This is a genomic window from Pseudomonas sp. NFX5 (assembly GCF_049132125.1).
Lineage (GTDB): Bacteria > Pseudomonadota > Gammaproteobacteria > Pseudomonadales > Pseudomonadaceae > Aquipseudomonas > Aquipseudomonas marginalis.
The window spans coordinates 17,823-34,856 of the sequence record NZ_JAFMZG010000021.1 but is presented as its reverse complement, the minus strand read 5'-3'; the positions used below and the strand labels follow the sequence as shown (position 1 = coordinate 34,856).

Below are 17,034 nucleotides of genomic sequence, written 5' to 3'. Positions count from 1 at the left end.
GCTCCTTTTGATTTGTTCTCCGGCTCCTCTAGGTTTCATGCTGAAGAGTCGGTCGAGCACCAGGAAGTACTCATGCTCGAACCCTAGACAGCACTCGCTGACATCTACCTGAAGCCAATATTACTTTTCTGTCAGCTGCTGGTTGGCAGAGGCATTTCATTGCAGACTCAGCCTCACAATTATTCGAGAGCCATCCTCATGAGACTTCTGGTTGCGGAAGACGAACCCAAAATAGGTATTTATTTGCAGCAAGGACTCACTGAGGCGGGGTTCAATGTTGATCGCTTTACCAATGGCAAAGACGCGCTTCAGCACGCATTGAGCGAGGCGTATGACCTGCTGATTCTCGATGTGATGATGCCTGGGCTGGATGGCTGGGAAGTACTTCAAAAAGTGAGAGCATCCGGAAAAAATGTACCAGTGCTTTTCCTCACGGCGCGAGACCGCGTTGAGGATCGAGTAAAAGGACTTGAGCTGGGCGCAGACGATTACCTGATCAAACCCTTCGCATTTTCTGAACTGCTGGCTCGCGTCAGAACGCTGCTGCGTAGAGGCACCACTGCACCCTCCCAAACCCATATGAAATTGGCTGATCTGGAGGTGGACCTCCTCAAGCGCAGGGTTATCCGCGCAGGCAAACGTATAGATCTAACGGCCAAAGAGTTTGCGTTGCTCGAATTGCTGCTCCGTCGTCGAGGTGAGGTTCTGCCCAAGTCGCTTATTGCTTCCCAGGTCTGGGACATGAACTTTGACAGCGATACTAACGTCATCGAGGTTGCTGTCAGGAGGCTCAGAGCAAAGATTGATGATGATTTTGAGGTCAAGCTTATCCACACCTCTCGAGGCATGGGGTACATGCTGGACGCGCCGGATTCGGGGACGGGGTCGGAATGAAGCGAATGTCCCTGACTACGCGCATGAGCCTGATGTTCATGCTAGCTGTAACGGCTGTGCTCACCGTCGCTGGACTCAGTTTTAACAACCTCAGCCGACATCATTTCAAGATGCTGGATCAGCAGGCGCTGAACGAAAAGCTTCACTCGACGCAAAGAATTTTGACTGGGTTGAACAGCATTGATCAGTTCAGTGATGTTAAGCCTGAGCTGGAGGCACTGCTTGGTGCTCATCGTGATTTGACAGCCCTTATCATCGATGGTGACGGTAAGCTCCTGTTTGCTGACCCAGGTCCAATCGTGGTTCCTGAAGACTTCCGAACAATCACAAACAGCAATGTCTGGGAGTGGCGAGACCAGGAGCAGATATTTCGAGGCGTGACGGCGCAAGCCATTGTGACGGGGCAGGACAAACCATTGACAGTGATATTGATCTTTGATGTCACTCAACATATGGCCTTCTTCGAGACACTTGAACGATGGTTTTGGATAGGGCTGGTGATAAGCGCGCTGGTCAGTGCTGCACTGGGCTGGATGGTAGCGCGTAGTGGACTGCGACCTATTCGCCTCGTCACTCAGGTAGCAGCTTCAATGTCAGCTAAATCGCTCAAAGAGCGTATTCCATTAGGTCCCGTTCCCCAAGAGCTCCAGCAGATGGTGCTCTCGTTCAACGCAATGTTATCTAGACTGGACGATGCGTTTGTTCGTTTATCGAACTTCTCTGCGGACATTGCTCACGAATTACGGACACCCGTTAGCAATTTGATGACTCACACTGAAGTGGTTTTATCTAGAAAAAGAAATATTGAGGACTACGAGGACAATCTGTACTCAAATCTTGATGACTTGAAACGTATGGGACGTATGATTGATGACATGCTTTTTCTAGCGAAATCAGATAACGGTCTAATTACACATGAAAACAAACCGATAGACCTGGTAGCAGTAGTAGAGAAATTACTCGAGTACTACCGTTTGCTGGCTGATGAGCGAGGGATCGACCTCAAGGTTACAGGCAGGGGTAGCGTCCGAGGTGACGTACTTATGCTCGACAGGGCCATCTCTAATCTGCTCTCAAATGCGCTCCGGTACACCCCCGAAGGAAAGCGTATTACTGTCGATATCCGGCAGAAAGGAACTTCAATATCAGTGTCTGTGGAGAACCCGGGAGAGCCCATCGCGCCCGAGCATCTTGAAAAGCTGTTTGATCGATTTTATCGCGTGGACCCAGCTCGCAGAGAAGGAAGTCCAAGTAATGCAGGGCTAGGTTTATCGATTACTCGATCAATTATTGAAGCGCATGACGGAAAAATATGGTGTACGTCGTTAAACGGAAAAACAGCCTTTCATATTGAACTCCCATGTGCTGATGCAAGAAAGGCCTAAGACACCTTGTTCATATGTATGCAGGCAACATGTGGTTAGCTCAATAGGATCGTTTTTGGATGAAAGAAAACTCTTGGAGCGTTCCAAAGAGAGTCGCGTATTTGGCGCCGTATCCGGGCAGATCAGTGCCAAAAACCCGCCCCAAGCTGACTGAAATGTAATCGAACAGTTTGCGTTCATGTGGCATCGTGTACTCGCACTGTGACGTTGGAAATCTTGTGATTCCTCCCTGTCCAGCCGGCCCTAGGACACGGAATTTGCTAGGTATTCGTCAGTGGTTTTAACGAGCGTCAAAAAGTAAAAAACTAGATATTCCCTAAAAACCTAGAACCAACAGCTTTTGCTGTCAGGAGTCTTGCATGTCATTCCTTAAAACTACCACCGTAGCTGTTGCGCTGACTGCGGGTTTGCTTCTGAGTGCAGTTGCTCAGGCGCATCCAAAGCTGGTTTCTTCTACTCCCGCTGAAGGATCGGATGCGGCGGCTCCGTCTAAAATTGAACTGCACTTTTCTGAGAATCTAACGACTCAGTTCTCTGGTGCAAAACTGATCATGACCGATATGCCTGGTATGCCGAATTCACCTATGGGCGTAAAAGCTAACGTTGCAGGTGGCGGTGATCCGAAAACGATGGTTATTACACCCGCATCGCCATTGACCACGGGTACTTACAAAGTCGAATGGCGTGCCGTTTCCTCGGACACTCACCCGATTACCGGCAACTTTTCTTTTAAAGTGAAATGATTCATGAGCGACTCAATAAATATCGTTGTTCGCTTTGCTCTTTATTTCGACCTGATGCTGTTATTTGGACTGGCAATTTTTGGTCTTTATAGCCTCAGGGGAAAAGAAAGAATATCGGGAACAGTTTTGAATTTTGAGTCGCTTCTTTACATTACTTCTGCTGTAGGCGTAGCTCTGTCCCTTGCCGCGATGTTGTTGCTTGCGAAAGCAATGAGTGGCGTGTCGGGTTTCATGGAGCTACATCACCATATTTTTCAAATGGTTCTCATGGGGACTGACGTCGGTTTGACCTGGATGGTCCGAATAGGGGCGTTGGTGACGGCCATTATTGGCGTTTCCCTAAACAAGCGCTTTCCGACACTCAGTCTGTGGATTGTCACCGTGTGTGGCGCGATTGCGCTAGCAACCTTGGCATGGACAGGGCACGGAGCAATGGACGAGGGTAGCCGTCGCTACTGGCATTTTACTAGCGATATCTTCCATCTTTTGGCCGCAGGCGGTTGGTTGGGTGCGCTAGCGGCATTTGCCCTGCTTCTGCGTTTAAAATCACTAAAAGGCGATCAGGAAGCACGAATTCTTGCTCGGGTACTGACAGGGTTTGAATCGGCCGGCGCGGTGATTGTAGTGATCATCAGCATTACGGGAGTGGCGAACTACCTATTTATCGTTGGGCCAAACCTCGATGAGGTGATGCTCAGCACTTATGGCGAGTTGCTATTTTTAAAGGTCCTGTTATTTGCCGGGATGATCGTATTAGCGACGCTAAACCGGTTTCACCTAAGCCCGCTCTTGGAACGTTCTGTTCGAAATGGAGACTATGCTGTCGCGGTCAATGCCTTGCGCCGTAGCATGAAGCTCGAATTTTCGATGGCAGTCATCATTGTTTGTCTAGTCGCATGGTTAGGTACTTTAAGCCCGGTCATGGAAATGAGCGCGGCATAGCGGTTGGTGACAGCCGACAAAGGAGTCTCAAGGGTGAATTGTAAGGGCCATTTGCACCGTCTACACTCCAGCTCATGAAACGCTACCTGCGGTTTTGCCTAATTTTCCTGATTAGCTTGGCGCTTCCCCTCAGCGGGATGGCGGGTGTTCAGGCATCGACTGAACCATGCCCGATGAAAACCATGGGCATGGCGATGATGGATGGTATGGGGCAAGACTGCTGCCACGACATGAAAAGTCCCACCGAGCATGGCAAACCTTGTAAGCCGGGTCAGGAATGCAAAACTGGCGGCATGCTGCAAGTATCGATCATCAAGCCTCCTATCACCCTGTCCAGTCCTCTCGCTCTATCATTCTCCAGCCATCTCCCGCTCGTACAAACCTCTTCAGGGGTATGGCGACCCCCACGTACTTGATTCCTGTACCACACTGAGCCTCATTCCGCGTTAGCGGGATGGCATATCTGCGCGCATGTCTTATGAAGCGCGCGGTGGATCATCACAGGAATCGTGAACATGAACTCCAAGTGCTGTTGCACAGGTTGGTCCTTCCTGGCCGGCCTGGCGGCAAGCGTACTGGCATTGCCGAGCTTCGCTAGCGCATTGACATTCGATGAAGCGCTGCGGCTGGCCGAAAACAATGCACCATCGTTGACCGCACAAGACGCCAAAATTCAAGCAGCCACTAGCGCGGCCATTCCCGCCGGCGAACTACCCGATCCCAAGCTACTGCTGGGCGTGCAGAACTACCCCATTGGTGGTCCCGACAGATGGAGCATCGACCAAGATTTCATGACCATGCAAGTGGTCGGGATTAGGCAGGAGATGCCCAACAGCGACAAGCGCAAAGCACGTATTGAGGTCGCGGATGCGGCTGTTGATCGAGCGTCCGCCGAGCGTCGAGTGGCGCGTCTGAACGTCCGACAGTCCACGGCATTAGCCTGGATCAGAAGCTACTCGGTTGAGCGTAAAGATGCGTTGTTCCAGGACTTCTACAAAGAAAACCGTCTTCTGACCGATACCGTCAGAGCTCAGGTTGCGGGTGGCCGAGCCCAACCCGCCGATGCGGTCACACCTAAACAGGAAGCTGCTCAACTGGCTGAGCAGCAGGATGATTTAGTTCGCCAACGTGCACAGGCCCGGGCCGCCCTCAAGCGCTGGATTGGCCCTGCCGCCGATGACAAACCGGTAGGCAACTTGCCTGATTGGCCTATTGAGACCTCAGGTTACTCCCATAAGCTGCAACATCACCCCGAATTAGCGGCTTTTGTGCCGATGACCCGTGAAGCACAAGCCAAGATCCGTGAAGCTGAGGCGGAAAAGCAATCTGACTGGAGCTGGGAATTCGATTATCAGCATCGAGGCCAACAATTCGGTGACATGGTCAGCGTGCAGTTTTCATGGGATCTCCCGCTGTTCCCTAACTCTCGGCAAAACCCCAAGATTGCGGCCAAGCACGCCGAACTAAACCAGCTTGAGGCTGAGCGCGAAGCCCTGTCACGCGAGCATACCCAGCTATTGGAGGATGAGTTGGCTGACTACGAGCGCCTCAATCGTGCAGTCAACCGTAATCAGGAAAGCTTGTTGCCGTTGGCTAAAGAAAAGGTCGAACTCACGATGGCCAGCTACCGCTCCGGCAAGGGTGACTTGAACTCGGTTGTTGCCGCCCGACGCGAACTTATCGAAGCCCGTCTCAAGCAGGTTGACGTTGAAGAGCAACGTGCCCTGACCAGCGCTCGCCTGTATTTCTCTTACGGGGAGTTCGCTCAATGATTTTTAAATTATGGAAAGGGACTTTAATCATCGGCATCTCGATTGCCTTGGGAGTTGCCGGGGGTTACTGGTTAGCCCAACCGCGAATGAGCGGAGTAGCTGGTGTCGTACCGGATCATGAACCCAAAGCCTCTGCCGATCGAAAAGTTCTGTATTGGTATGACCCCATGTACCCACAACAGAAATTCGATAAACCGGGTAAGTCACCCTTCATGGACATGCAGATGATCCCTCAATACGCAGATACCAAGGGGGACAGCGCTGCCATTCGAATTGATCCAAGCCTGACTCAGAACCTTGGTGTGCGACTGGCTAGTGTCAGTCGAGGCGTATTTGCCTCGACACTGAACGTGGTAGGTGTGCTGGCCTTCAACGAACGGGACGTTGCAGTCATTCAGGCCCGTACGGCGGGTTTTGTCGAGCGTGTGTATGCCCATGCACCTGGTGATGTACTGAAAGCGAATGCCGCCTTGGCAGACATCTTGGTGCCGGAGTGGGCAGCTGCTCAGGAGGAATTTCTCGCCCTCAAGCGTAGTGGCGATGCTGGCTTGCTGACAGCGGCCCGGCAGCGATTGCGGCTAACCGGAATGCCACCTACGTTAATTGCTCAAGTTGAGCGCACTGGCAAAGTTCAATCGAACCTGACGCTGACCAGCCCTATTGGTGGTGTGCTTCAAGAGCTGAGTGTGCGTGAAGGTATGACGGTGGCCGCAGGCGAGACGTTGGCTCGTGTTAATGGTTTGAGCAGTGTCTGGCTGGCCGTGGCTGTACCAGAGGCGGAAGCTGGGTCAATCGTAGTAGGGCAAGCAGCTGAAGCGCGTTTATCCGCATTCCCTGGAGTTGTGCTCAAGGGCGTCGTCAGTGCGATTCTTCCGGAAACCAGTTCGGACAGTCGCACACTTCGCGTTCGAGTTGAGTTACCCAATCCAGATGGCCGACTCAGACCAGGTTTGACCGCACAGGTAAGCCTCAATCGTTCAACGGAGCAAAGTGTTCTGTGGGTGCCGAGCGAGGCCGTCATTCGTACCGGTCGACGTGCGTTGGTCATGCTCTCTGAAGACGCTGGTCGATATCGCCCGGTGGAGGTGCAGCTAGGCCAGGATAACGATGGCAAGACGGCGATATTGAAAGGCTTGGAAGAGGGGCAGAAAGTGGTGACCTCTGGCCAGTTCCTGCTCGACTCGGAGGCCAGTCTCAAGGGCGTTGTCGCAAGCTCACTGGACGTTTCGCCATCTACTATGCCCGTTGGCGCTTTGCATGAGGCCGATGGTCAGATCGTTGAGATCAACGACAAAGAAGTCACGCTCGCCCACGGTCCCTTCAAGACATTGGGTATGCCAGGCATGACGATGACTTTCCCTCTCGCCACTCCAGCTCTGATGAAAGGCCTAAAAACGGGCGACAAGGTTCGGATCGCTGTTAGCCAGACGGATGATGGTCTGCGTGTTGAACGTCTGGAACGCTCTGGGGGCCAGCCATGATTGCGGCCCTTATTCGCTGGTCGGTGGCCAACCGCTTTCTTGTGTTGCTGGCGACGCTGTTCGTCACGGCATGGGGGATCTGGGCGGTTAAAAATACGCCCATCGATGCATTGCCAGACCTGTCGGATGTTCAGGTAATTATCCGTACACCTTACCCAGGCCAAGCCCCACAGATCGTCGAGAACCAGGTGACCTATCCACTGGCAACCACCATGCTCTCAGTGCCTGGGGCCAAGACTGTGCGCGGTTATTCCTTCTTTGGCGACAGCTTCGTTTACGTGCTGTTCGAAGACGGAACTGACTTGTACTGGGCCCGCTCGCGGGTGTTGGAATACCTGAGCCAGATACAAAGCCGCCTACCAGCCAGTGCTAAGCCAGCCTTAGGACCTGATGCCACTGGCGTTGGCTGGATTTTCCAGTACGCGTTGGTTGATCGCAGCGGTGGGCACGATCTGTCGCAACTGCGAGCCCTACAGGACTGGTTTCTCAAATTCGAGCTCAAGACGCTGCCGAACGTTGCGGAAGTAGCCACCGTAGGTGGCATGGTCAAACAGTATCAGGTCCAGCTCGATCCGCTAAAGTTGACGAACTTGGGTATCACGCAGTCTGAGGTGACCGAGGCGATCGGCAAGGCCAATCAGGAAACCGGCGGGGCCGTGCTGGAAATGGCGGAGACAGAGTTCATCGTACGAGCTTCCGGCTACCTAAAGACGCTCAATGACTTTCGCGCTATCCCGCTCAAACTGGGCACGGGCAGTGTGCCGGTCACGTTGGGCGATGTTGCCACGATTCAGTTAGGGCCTGAGATGCGTCGAGGCATTACCGAACTCGACGGTGAAGGTGAGACCGTCGGCGGCGTGGTGATTCTGCGCAGCGGTAAGAATGCTCGTGAAACCATTGCGGCGGTCAAGACCAAACTCGACGAGCTGAAAAGCAGTCTGCCGGCGGGGGTAGAAATCGTCACCACTTACGACCGCAGCAAGTTGATTGATCGTGCCGTGGAAAACCTCAGCCACAAGCTGATCGAAGAGTTCATCGTCGTCGCGTTGGTCTGCGGAATCTTTCTCTGGCACCTGCGTTCATCTCTGGTGGCAATCATCTCCCTGCCGGTTGGGGTGCTGATCGCCTTCATCGTGATGCGCTATCAGGGTATCAACGCCAACATCATGTCCCTTGGCGGGATTGCCATCGCTATCGGTGCCATGGTCGACGCCGCAGTAGTGATGATCGAAAACGCCCACAAGAAGGTTGAGGCTTGGCACGTGGCCAATCCTGGGGAGGAACTGAAAGGTGAACGTCATTGGCACGTGATGACTGAAGCGGCTGCCGAGGTAGGACCTGCATTGTTCTTCTGTCTGCTGATCATCACCCTGTCGTTCATTCCGGTGTTCACGCTGGAGGCTCAGGAAGGACGTCTATTCGGTCCATTGGCGTTCACCAAAACCTACGCTATGGCCGCAGCGGCTGGACTGTCGGTAACTCTCGTACCGGTGTTGATGGGGTATTGGATTCGTGGACGAATTCCCAATGAGCAGCAGAATCCGCTAAATCGCTGGTTGATCCGGATCTACGAGCCCGCTCTGGACGCCGTATTACGTCGACCTAAAATAACGCTGCTGGTTGCGTTGCTAGTCTTTGTCAGCGCGTTGTGGCCGATCTCTCGTCTGGGTGGTGAGTTTCTTCCCCCGTTGGACGAAGGGGACCTGCTCTATATGCCATCAGCTCTGCCTGGATTATCGGCGCAGAAGGCCGCGCAACTGCTTCAACAGACTGACCGTCTGATAAAGACAGTTCCAGAGGTCGAACACGTTTTCGGAAAAGCCGGCCGCGCTGAAACCGCGACTGACCCCGCACCTTTGGAAATGTTCGAGACCACCATCCAATTCAAACCACACGAACAGTGGCGCCCAGGCATGACCCAAGAAAAGCTAGTGGAAGAGCTGGATCGAGTGGTGCGAGTTCCTGGGCTGACCAATATCTGGATACCACCGATTCGCAACCGAATCGACATGCTGGCTACGGGGATCAAGAGTCCTATTGGGGTGAAAGTTGCCGGCACCAACCTGACGGAGATCGATGCCGCGACTCAGGCGGTCGAGCGAGTGGCTAAGGGCGTACCCGGTGTCAGTTCGGCTCTGGCCGAGCGACTGACCGGTGGTCGCTATATCGATGTGGATATCGACCGCAAAGCCGCCGCCCGCTACGGACTGAATATCGCCGATGTGCAATCCATCGTGGCCGGTGCTATCGGCGGTGAGAACGTCGGGGAGACCATTGAAGGGCTCGCACGTTTCCCGATCAACGTGCGTTACCCTCGGGAGTGGCGTGACTCGCTCGGCGCCCTGGAGCAGTTGCCGATCTACACCCCGCTAGGGAGCCAGATCACCCTCGGCACTGTGGCGAAGGTCAAGGTCAGCGACGGCCCACCGATGCTCAAGAGCGAGAATGCACGGCCCTCCGGTTGGGTATACATCGACGTGCGTGGCCGGGACATTGCCTCGGTAGTCGCCGACCTGCGTCGGGTCGTCAGTGAACAGGTCAAGTTGCAGCCCGGCATGAGCCTGAGTTACTCAGGGCAGTTCGAGTTTCTCGAAAGGGCCAACGCACGACTCAAATTGGTGGTGCCTGCCACGCTGTTGATCATCTTCGTGCTGCTCTACCTGACTTTTGCCCGCTTCGATGAGGCCCTGCTGATCATGGCCACTCTGCCATTCGCCCTGACTGGCGGGGCATGGTTCCTCTATCTGTTGGGGTTCAACCTGTCGGTCGCCACCGGGGTCGGCTTCATCGCCTTGGCCGGTGTTTCTGCCGAATTTGGCGTGATCATGCTGCTCTACCTGAAAAATGCCTGGGCCGAGCGTCAAGACCTCGGTGACAACACAGAACGCGGGTTGATGGCCGCGATTCGTGAAGGCGCTGTGCAGCGCGTTCGACCCAAGGCCATGACCGTTGCGGTGGTTATCGCTGGTTTGTTACCAATACTTTTGGGAAGCGGTACCGGCAGCGAGGTGATGAGCCGCATTGCCGCCCCGATGATTGGAGGTATGGTTACGGCGCCCTTGCTATCGCTGTTTGTGATCCCGGCGGCCTATCACCTCATGCGTCGTCGACACTTGTCCGTTGAGTCTGGCAAGCACTGACGCGTAAAAATGCATACAAAAGGGGCTGCGCTTGCAGCCTCGTTTGAGCTGCACAGCCCGTTTTCATCGGTCCTACGCGCGGTATGTATCGAAATTAGCAAGTTTATGTCTTTTGCATAAACTCGCTAATTTCGATACATACGCTGTGGTCAGTGCCGTTACCCACCTGCACTTGCCAGAAAAACGAACGCTGCCGCCACTGCGTTTCGATGAGCCAAAAACCGCATCCTGCTCAAAGCCGACTCAGCATTCGTCACCCTCAGATCACTCTTGAAATCGAGGCGAATGACCTTAATATGATCTTATCTTGCCATCATCATTTTCAATCATGGATGTTTCTCTGGGGTAGGTCGGAATGGCAGAACAAGAAGACGCTAAACCCGCAAGCGGGCGTTTCAACACAAATGATGAGACGAAGCGGATCGTATGGACACAGACCGCTGGTCATTGTGAACTGTGCGGCACGGATCTGACGTTCGATTATCGTGCCGGCAAGCCAATGAAATGGGGCGAAGTGGCGCATATCCTGCCCGCCAGTCCCAAAGGCCCTCGGGGACGCGCGGATCATGATGCTGAGGCGCACACGAACGATACTGCTAACCTGATGCTCCTGTGCCCAGGCTGTCATGACAAAATTGATCGTGACGCAGACGGTTATCCTGAGAATGATTTGAGTGGTTTACACCAAGCATACCTAGAGCGCATCCGAATCGCCGCAACGACCCCTGATGGTGGCAGAGCGATTCCTCTCATTGTCCAGAGTCAGCATTTCCAGACGATCAACGATATTCCCGTTCGCGATCTGTTGACTGCGATGTCTGCGGAGGGATTAACCGCCTTCGATCAAGGCATCAAAATTGCCTTCCCTGCGCCCGGACCGCGCGGCAGGGACGCTGCCTATTGGCAGAACGTCAAAGACAGCATCCAGTATGAGCTGGAGCAGCAACTCAAGCGTCGCGGCGGCACCTATGGCGACTCGCCCGCGCTAGCAGTAGTAGGCTTGGCCGATATCCCTGCTTTGATGATGTTGGGCCAGAGCATCGGCGATCGTTCCAAACGCTTAATCTTCTCTTTTCACCGCGAGCATCTTTTGCGCTGGCCTGATCAGTCTGCTGAGCCGCCCAGTTTTCTGTTTACGCCTCCACCCAACGGCGATGGTCCACTGGCGTTGGTGCTCTCCATTTCTGCGCAAGTTCCAGTTCGCGACGTGACCGACGCTCTACCCGGTGCACGTATTGCAGAGCTGTCGATCCCAGAGCCAAGCTATGCGATGGTACAAAACCGTCGGGTGATTCATGCCTTTCGTGACGCACTTCAAATACGACTGAGCCAGCTTGAAGCTTCGACTCCTGACCCTATTCACGTCTTCGCCGCTATTCCTGCGGCATTGGCCATCGAGTTTGGCGCGTTGCTCACAACGCAGCATCAACATACGTACCTGATCTTCGATCGGGACAAAGAAAACCAAGATCGGTTTACGCAAACACTGCAATTGGGCTCGGTGGCCCAGGAGGCTAGGTAAATGCTGTTGAGCAACGAACAGACCAAGCGCAGCAGTTGGGAATATTTTCTGCTTCGCGCTGCGCGGGAAATCTCGCTGTCGGAAGCGCAGTACGAAAAAATTAATGACCGCTACTCCCAACTGGAAAAAATCCTCTCGGCTTCCGACAACCCGCTGCTCGCTGAGGCCCATATCTTTGTGCAAGGCTCGATGCGGCTGAAAACGACCATCAAGCCAATCCCCGGCGCGCCTGCGGATCTGGACACCATTGATGCGGACGCGATTATCTGGCTCCCTCACGCTCAAGGCGCTGGTGCGAAGGAAGTTCTAGAAGCGATTGAGCAGCGTTTTAGGGAAGGCTCCCGCGTTCAGGAAGAAGTTAAGCAATTACGTCGTGGCATCCGGATCGTTTATGCCGACGAAAATCCAGGTTTCCACATTGATGTCACGCCTGCCCGCGCGATCAACGGAAATGGCGAAGCAAACGGCGAGGGTAAGCTGGAGGTTCCGGATCGGGTCACAGGGTGGAAAGCAAGCAGCCCTATCCCTTACTCGAATTGGTTGCAGGTTGCTTCTGCCCAGGAAATCTCTTTGGAAAGCTTGGTGGTTGCCAAAAGCCAGCGGATGCTTGATGCCGCGACACAAGATCCTTTGCCGCATTATCAGGATTACATCGATCAAGATCCCCTGCGTGCGACCATTAAGCTGCTCAAGCGGCATCGCGATGAATGGGCCATCAAGACAAGGAGCGCTGATACTCGCCCAATATCTGCGGTCATCACCACCCTAGCTACGCACGCATACCTGGATGTCGTAAAGGAGTCGCAGTCGAAGCCTCTGGCACCGCTCGATGCAATTTTGGAAATCGTTCGCAGAATGCCGCAGCACATCGCGCATAGAGGTAGCGACTGCTATGTCTGCAACCCTGCCGATAACGGCGAAAACTTTGCAGAGAAGTGGAATCGACCGGGCGAGGGGCAAGGCTATCGTCAGGCATTCGCCAAGTGGCATGCGGACGCCAGTGCGTCGGTGTCATTAGGTTTGGAAAGTTTTGAATCCAATGATTCCTTTGCCGAGGCAGTGAAAAAGAATTTCGGTATAGCACCGGCATTCATCACGGCAGTGAACAATGAAATCCCTGCGAATTGGACGATGCCCGGCCGACCGGATGGCACTACTCGAAACTCTGCTTCGATGGGTTCGCTCTTCGGAGGGGCCAGCGGTGGCGGAACCTCTCAGTCGAGCGTAAAGCCAGTTGGACGCCTTGGCTGATCCTATTAAGACGCCATTGCAGCGCGGAATCGCCGCACTGCGAAACACCCTAGGTCAGGATGCTGCCGATGCATTGCTCCAGCCCGCACCCATGCGGGCTGACGAAGCGGCGTGCTTTCACTTCCCCTTGCCCATCGATTACACGGGGCAGGAGCGGCGACTGCGTATTGGTTTCCCCTCCAACTTTCCCCGTGGGCTCTTGCGCCTAAACGTCGAACCCTCTCCATGGCTGGTTTGGCCGCATGCCACCAAGTCGGGGCTTTGCCTTCATGGCTTTCAGGAACGCCCCATCATGGGCTCCCCGGAGGTCGTGGTAGAGGACAGCCTTGCTCGCTTGGCCCAGATCGTTTCGTTGTCCAAGATGGGATCAAGCCAGGCAACGCGCGATATCGAATTTCAGAATGAGATCACTACCTACTGGTCGTTTCAGCATGGTCAGTCATTTCAGAACCTCTTACTGTTGGATCGACCTCAGACTGCCTCGCAGTTGTTTGCGCTCAGCGATCCGCGCCGAGCTGTGCCATCCGGTCAGGAAACGGTTTGGTTAGCATCGAACGTAGCTGCTCTCAAAGGGCATTACCGACGGGTTGTCGGGCGCTCCGCTGTCATTCGCGCGGCCGAAACTCCCGGTTTTTACGTCAAGCTTCAGACTTATCCGGACATACGCACCCCGGATCCCGAAGATTTATTGCTGTGGCTCACGCCACACCTTCAACCAGACGATGCCGAGCAATTGCTGGCATGGTTTGAGCTGCCTGGAACGTTGCCGAGTCGATGGATTGTTCTGGAGCTTCCAGGAGGCGCAGATGCTCCAACATATTGCCTCAATGTGCGGTCGCTCGGCGTACAGCAGGAGCGGGGGGCAAGGTTTGGCTTGCGTACAGCGCGCCGTCGGCCAGCTATCGCAAATGCACATCCTCCGGCGCTCGTCCGAGCAACAGCCCTGGACGTGCTTGATAGAGCGTCCATTCTGTCCCGCGATATAAGTGGCACTGCTCAGCACCTTGAAAATGCTCGAGTCGTTTGTGTTGGCGTTGGCTCATTAGGCAGTGCGGTGGCAATACAATTGGCACGATCCGGTGTCGGCCACCTTACCCTCATCGATCCTGACACTTTGGTGTCAGCCAATTTGGGTAGGCACGTTCTGGGAGCGGATAGCCTAGGGAGACTGAAAGCCTCAGCGTTGAGGGACAAGATTCTGTTAGATCTTCCGACGACAGAATGTACCGCTTATGCGACTTTTGCCGAAGTGGTGATGAGTAGCAAACCAGAAGTGTTTGATAACGCAGATCTGGTGGTGATCACGACAGCAGACTGGCAGTCGGAGGTCACTGTATGGCGAGCCAAATCAAGCGGCGTTCCTTGGGGGCTCTTACAAGCCTGGAGCGAACCGTATACACAGGTAGGCCATGCTCTATTCGCACCAGCCGGCACCTTTGATGGCCGTCAGTTGTTCACGGACGTCGGCGATTTTCTGCATAGATTTACAGAGTGGCCGGGAGGCGGTGTTGTTCCACTGCCCGCGTGTGGCGAGAGCTTTATCCCAGGCGGCTCGCTGGGAATGACCAATATCGCCTCCATGGTGTCGCACACGGCCTTACGCGCATTGACCGGCAACATCGCCACTGCATCTTGGGTCAGCAGCATTTACAGACCTGAAGATGTGCTGAGCCTAGGAGGCCAATACCATGGGCCCAAGCTGCCAGAGGGGGCGCAGCAGATCCTACTCGAGCGCGGATGGCCGGAAGATAAGGACGAAACGATATGACGGATATCGCATGGCGATGGCGATGGCCGGAGGTGAATTCCGAGCTGTTGGTGTCCCAAGCTGTCGCGGACACCTTGGATAGCCATCGGCAGGGCCTTTTTGGCGTGGAGCGAGGGGGACAGTTATTCGTCAACCCGGTTGATCCGAAAGGGTTGCTGCTGGCCTTGGCCACGTTGCCTCATCGCGCCGATCGGTCAGGCTGGTCTTGGCTAGAGTTGGATGCGGAGCGGTGCCGTCAGGAGATCCAGGCTGCCAACGAACAAGGGTTACGTCTGGTGGGCTATTGGCATACGCACCCCCAATCCGTTCCGGTGATCTCTCCGGCAGACATCGGAAGCTTCTCCAAATTTGCTGCACGTTACACGCAGGATCTGCCGCACCCAATAGCCATTATTGTCGGCAAGTCCGAAAAACCAGAAGGTATCAAGGCGTGGTCGTTCAGGGACGGCAGATATGTTGAGGCAACCTGGGTCAGATGAGCTTCAAGTCCGTGCGGTGGAACGCAGGTCAGCGTTTACCTTTACCCGCTAGCATTAGTGCGAAGAGCTCTGCCTGAAAGCGGGCATCATCCAATGCGTTATGGTTCGGTTCGCTGAGTGGCTTCAGCGCAGCGGTCATCTTGGATGATTTTGTTTCCTGCCAGCTGCACCCTACAGCTCCCATGAAGTAGGCCTTCATGTCGATAGCTGTAAAACCAAAGGGGTTGGTTTCCAGGTATTTGTGGAAGTAGTAATTGACGAATGACCAGTCAAACGGTGCATTGAGTCCTACGAAAATGACTTTTTGCCCCGTTTGGCAGGACGATTTCAGCCACTGATCAAATGTCAGCATCGCCTGTTGCGGAGCGAGGCCCTCGCTCTCCAGCTTCTCCAGACTCAGCCCCGATACTGCCAGCGCTTCGGGGTCGTGTTTCGGACTGTCAGGCCGCAGTTCAAGATAGATGGACGTTTCAGGTTGGGCTACAAGACAAGCTCCAATGGAAAGCAGGCTGTATTCGCCGGGTATAGGCCCAGAAGTCTCGACGTCGACGGAAACATAAAGCTCATCAGGGTGCATGTCATATCCTTTTCGTGTAGTTACCTGATCACGCTCAGGCTCTTAACCATGTGAAGGTGGAAAGGCAGGTATAGCCATTGCCACATTTTTTGCTGTTTCACTCGCTAGCCGGCGTTCGAGCAGCGGCAGTGCCTGTCTACCAGCGGATTGCGCGTTCCTTTGGTCAGCTCTGGGCCCAAGCATAATGATGTGTGTCATTCTCTGATGGCGGATGAGGGCCGGACGATCATGAGTGAAACTGAGCGCTGGATAGTCAAATGCCAGAAAACTGAGGACGGTACTGGCGACATCATCATTGATCTGCCTCAAGAGTTGCTTGACCAAATGAGGTTAGGTGTTGGGGACGACCTGGAGCTAAAGGTATTGAATGGCACATTAGTCCTGACGCCCGTGCGCAACGCAACATCAGTGCGGCCCATGTTTGCAGGCGTCCTGCGTCAGGATGCCTATCATGCTTACCGCATGCGGCTGGAGACGCTTCTTCATATCGCTGTCAATGCTTCGGATCTGGACATTCACGACATGATAGTAGCTGGCTTCTCGGTCAGCCTGATCAAAATGCTTTGTGATGATGGAACCCTCAGCGACGAAGAACGCGACAGAATCATTCAACCCAAAACGCTCAAAACAAAACTGTCAGCCAATCAGCTTTTAACGTTGCATGAGAGCGATCGCCTGTTCCGGTTTGCACATATTACCGCCATGGCCGAGGTGATCTTCGGTGACAAAGGGAAGGCCAAACAATGGCTTTCCAAACCCAAAGCCCGTTTTTTGGGAGAAAGCCCATCGGCGATGGTCACTACAACCTTTGGCACACATCTAGTCGAAGAAATGCTGATTCAAGTGTCTGAGGGCATGTCATTTTGATTCAGTCGCAGCCAAACGGCTTCTACCGCTCCTTGAGTAACATGGATTTCATGCGCCTATACCGGCGTCGCCTTGCCGAATACGGCATGCACGGGCATCCATGAAGCACTAGGTTTCACCCACATTGGCACCTACCGCTAGGTAGGGATCACGCGCGGCAATGGCATAGCTGGGTACTGGCGCAAACCACTTTATCCGGTGACAGCTCGATAG

The 17,034-nt window shown here is 54.2% G+C and carries 14 protein-coding genes; 13 read left to right on the top strand and 1 reads right to left on the bottom strand.

Annotated elements, in window-relative coordinates; translation table 11 throughout:
* Positions 1–198: 198 nt before the first annotated feature.
* From J1N02_RS13270 to J1N02_RS13215, 12 genes are all read left to right on the top strand, one after another.
* On the top strand, positions 199–894 hold the full coding sequence (locus tag J1N02_RS13270) for a heavy metal response regulator transcription factor (RefSeq protein WP_008437429.1): 696 nt from the start codon (positions 199–201) through the stop codon (positions 892–894).
* Entirely contained in the window at positions 891–2,279 is a 1,389-nt protein-coding gene (gene copS / locus J1N02_RS13265; protein ID WP_054896107.1) for a copper resistance membrane spanning protein CopS, read from the top strand. The genes J1N02_RS13270 and copS overlap by 4 nt, the downstream gene beginning before the upstream one ends.
* Before the next feature lie 359 nt (positions 2,280–2,638).
* Positions 2,639–3,022, top strand: a complete 384-nt coding sequence (gene copC, locus J1N02_RS13260) for a copper homeostasis periplasmic binding protein CopC (RefSeq protein WP_008437424.1) — start codon at positions 2,639–2,641, stop codon at positions 3,020–3,022.
* 3 nt (positions 3,023–3,025) lie between these two features.
* On the top strand, positions 3,026–3,964 hold the full coding sequence (gene copD / locus J1N02_RS13255; protein WP_054896106.1) for a copper homeostasis membrane protein CopD: 939 nt from the start codon (positions 3,026–3,028) through the stop codon (positions 3,962–3,964).
* A gap of 74 nt (positions 3,965–4,038) precedes the next feature.
* The gene (locus J1N02_RS13250) at positions 4,039–4,380 is read left to right on the top strand and encodes a hypothetical protein (RefSeq protein ID WP_080761501.1); all 342 of its coding nucleotides are present in this window, start codon (positions 4,039–4,041) and stop codon (positions 4,378–4,380) included.
* A gap of 99 nt (positions 4,381–4,479) precedes the next feature.
* Positions 4,480–5,736, top strand: coding sequence for a TolC family protein (locus tag J1N02_RS13245; RefSeq protein WP_187810071.1), 1,257 nt, complete (start codon positions 4,480–4,482; stop codon positions 5,734–5,736).
* A complete protein-coding gene (locus J1N02_RS13240) occupies positions 5,733–7,217 on the top strand; it encodes an efflux RND transporter periplasmic adaptor subunit (protein WP_020302972.1) in 1,485 nt (494 codons plus the stop codon). Before J1N02_RS13245 ends, J1N02_RS13240 begins: the two co-directional genes overlap by 4 nt.
* Complete coding sequence (locus tag J1N02_RS13235) at positions 7,214–10,357, top strand: efflux RND transporter permease subunit (protein WP_054896104.1); 3,144 nt, start codon at positions 7,214–7,216, stop codon at positions 10,355–10,357. Before J1N02_RS13240 ends, J1N02_RS13235 begins: the two co-directional genes overlap by 4 nt.
* Positions 10,358–10,712: 355 nt before the next feature.
* Positions 10,713–11,879 (top strand): SAVED domain-containing protein, encoded by a 1,167-nt coding sequence (locus J1N02_RS13230; protein ID WP_054896103.1) that lies wholly within the window; start codon positions 10,713–10,715, stop codon positions 11,877–11,879.
* Positions 11,880–13,130, top strand: a complete 1,251-nt coding sequence (locus J1N02_RS13225) for a nucleotidyltransferase domain-containing protein (protein WP_019334920.1) — start codon at positions 11,880–11,882, stop codon at positions 13,128–13,130.
* The gene (locus tag J1N02_RS13220; protein ID WP_054896102.1) at positions 13,114–14,898 is read left to right on the top strand and encodes a HesA/MoeB/ThiF family protein; all 1,785 of its coding nucleotides are present in this window, start codon (positions 13,114–13,116) and stop codon (positions 14,896–14,898) included. The genes J1N02_RS13225 and J1N02_RS13220 overlap by 17 nt, the downstream gene beginning before the upstream one ends.
* Positions 14,895–15,377, top strand: coding sequence for a Mov34/MPN/PAD-1 family protein (locus tag J1N02_RS13215; protein WP_054896101.1), 483 nt, complete (start codon positions 14,895–14,897; stop codon positions 15,375–15,377). The genes J1N02_RS13220 and J1N02_RS13215 overlap by 4 nt, the downstream gene beginning before the upstream one ends.
* A gap of 28 nt (positions 15,378–15,405) precedes the next feature.
* Here the strand turns inward: J1N02_RS13215 and J1N02_RS13210 are convergent, their stop codons facing one another.
* On the bottom strand, positions 15,406–15,954 hold the full coding sequence (locus J1N02_RS13210; protein WP_032901853.1) for a 3'-5' exonuclease: 549 nt from the start codon (positions 15,952–15,954) through the stop codon (positions 15,406–15,408).
* A 228-nt stretch (positions 15,955–16,182) separates the two neighbouring features.
* On the opposite strand from J1N02_RS13210, the gene J1N02_RS13205 reads away from it, so the two are divergent.
* The gene (locus J1N02_RS13205; protein WP_229999393.1) at positions 16,183–16,821 is read left to right on the top strand and encodes an antitoxin Xre/MbcA/ParS toxin-binding domain-containing protein; all 639 of its coding nucleotides are present in this window, start codon (positions 16,183–16,185) and stop codon (positions 16,819–16,821) included.
* Positions 16,822–17,034: the final 213 nt, after the last annotated feature.

What these genes read in the sequence shown, in the direction of transcription:
- J1N02_RS13245 (WP_187810071.1), top strand. Translation starts at nt 4,480, where the DNA reads ATGAACTCCAAGTGCTGTTGCACAGGTTGGTCCTTCCTGGCCGGCCTG.
- copD (WP_054896106.1), top strand. Translation starts at nt 3,026, where the DNA reads ATGAGCGACTCAATAAATATCGTTGTTCGCTTTGCTCTTTATTTCGAC.
- J1N02_RS13225 (WP_019334920.1), top strand. Translation starts at nt 11,880, where the DNA reads ATGCTGTTGAGCAACGAACAGACCAAGCGCAGCAGTTGGGAATATTTT.
- J1N02_RS13210 (WP_032901853.1), bottom strand. Translation starts at nt 15,954, where the DNA reads ATGCACCCTGATGAGCTTTATGTTTCCGTCGACGTCGAGACTTCTGGG.
- J1N02_RS13240 (WP_020302972.1), top strand. Translation starts at nt 5,733, where the DNA reads ATGATTTTTAAATTATGGAAAGGGACTTTAATCATCGGCATCTCGATT.
- copC (WP_008437424.1), top strand. Translation starts at nt 2,639, where the DNA reads ATGTCATTCCTTAAAACTACCACCGTAGCTGTTGCGCTGACTGCGGGT.
- J1N02_RS13205 (WP_229999393.1), top strand. Translation starts at nt 16,183, where the DNA reads ATGAGTGAAACTGAGCGCTGGATAGTCAAATGCCAGAAAACTGAGGAC.
- J1N02_RS13215 (WP_054896101.1), top strand. Translation starts at nt 14,895, where the DNA reads ATGACGGATATCGCATGGCGATGGCGATGGCCGGAGGTGAATTCCGAG.
- J1N02_RS13230 (WP_054896103.1), top strand. Translation starts at nt 10,713, where the DNA reads ATGGCAGAACAAGAAGACGCTAAACCCGCAAGCGGGCGTTTCAACACA.
- J1N02_RS13250 (WP_080761501.1), top strand. Translation starts at nt 4,039, where the DNA reads ATGAAACGCTACCTGCGGTTTTGCCTAATTTTCCTGATTAGCTTGGCG.
- copS (WP_054896107.1), top strand. Translation starts at nt 891, where the DNA reads ATGAAGCGAATGTCCCTGACTACGCGCATGAGCCTGATGTTCATGCTA.
- J1N02_RS13270 (WP_008437429.1), top strand. Translation starts at nt 199, where the DNA reads ATGAGACTTCTGGTTGCGGAAGACGAACCCAAAATAGGTATTTATTTG.
- J1N02_RS13235 (WP_054896104.1), top strand. Translation starts at nt 7,214, where the DNA reads ATGATTGCGGCCCTTATTCGCTGGTCGGTGGCCAACCGCTTTCTTGTG.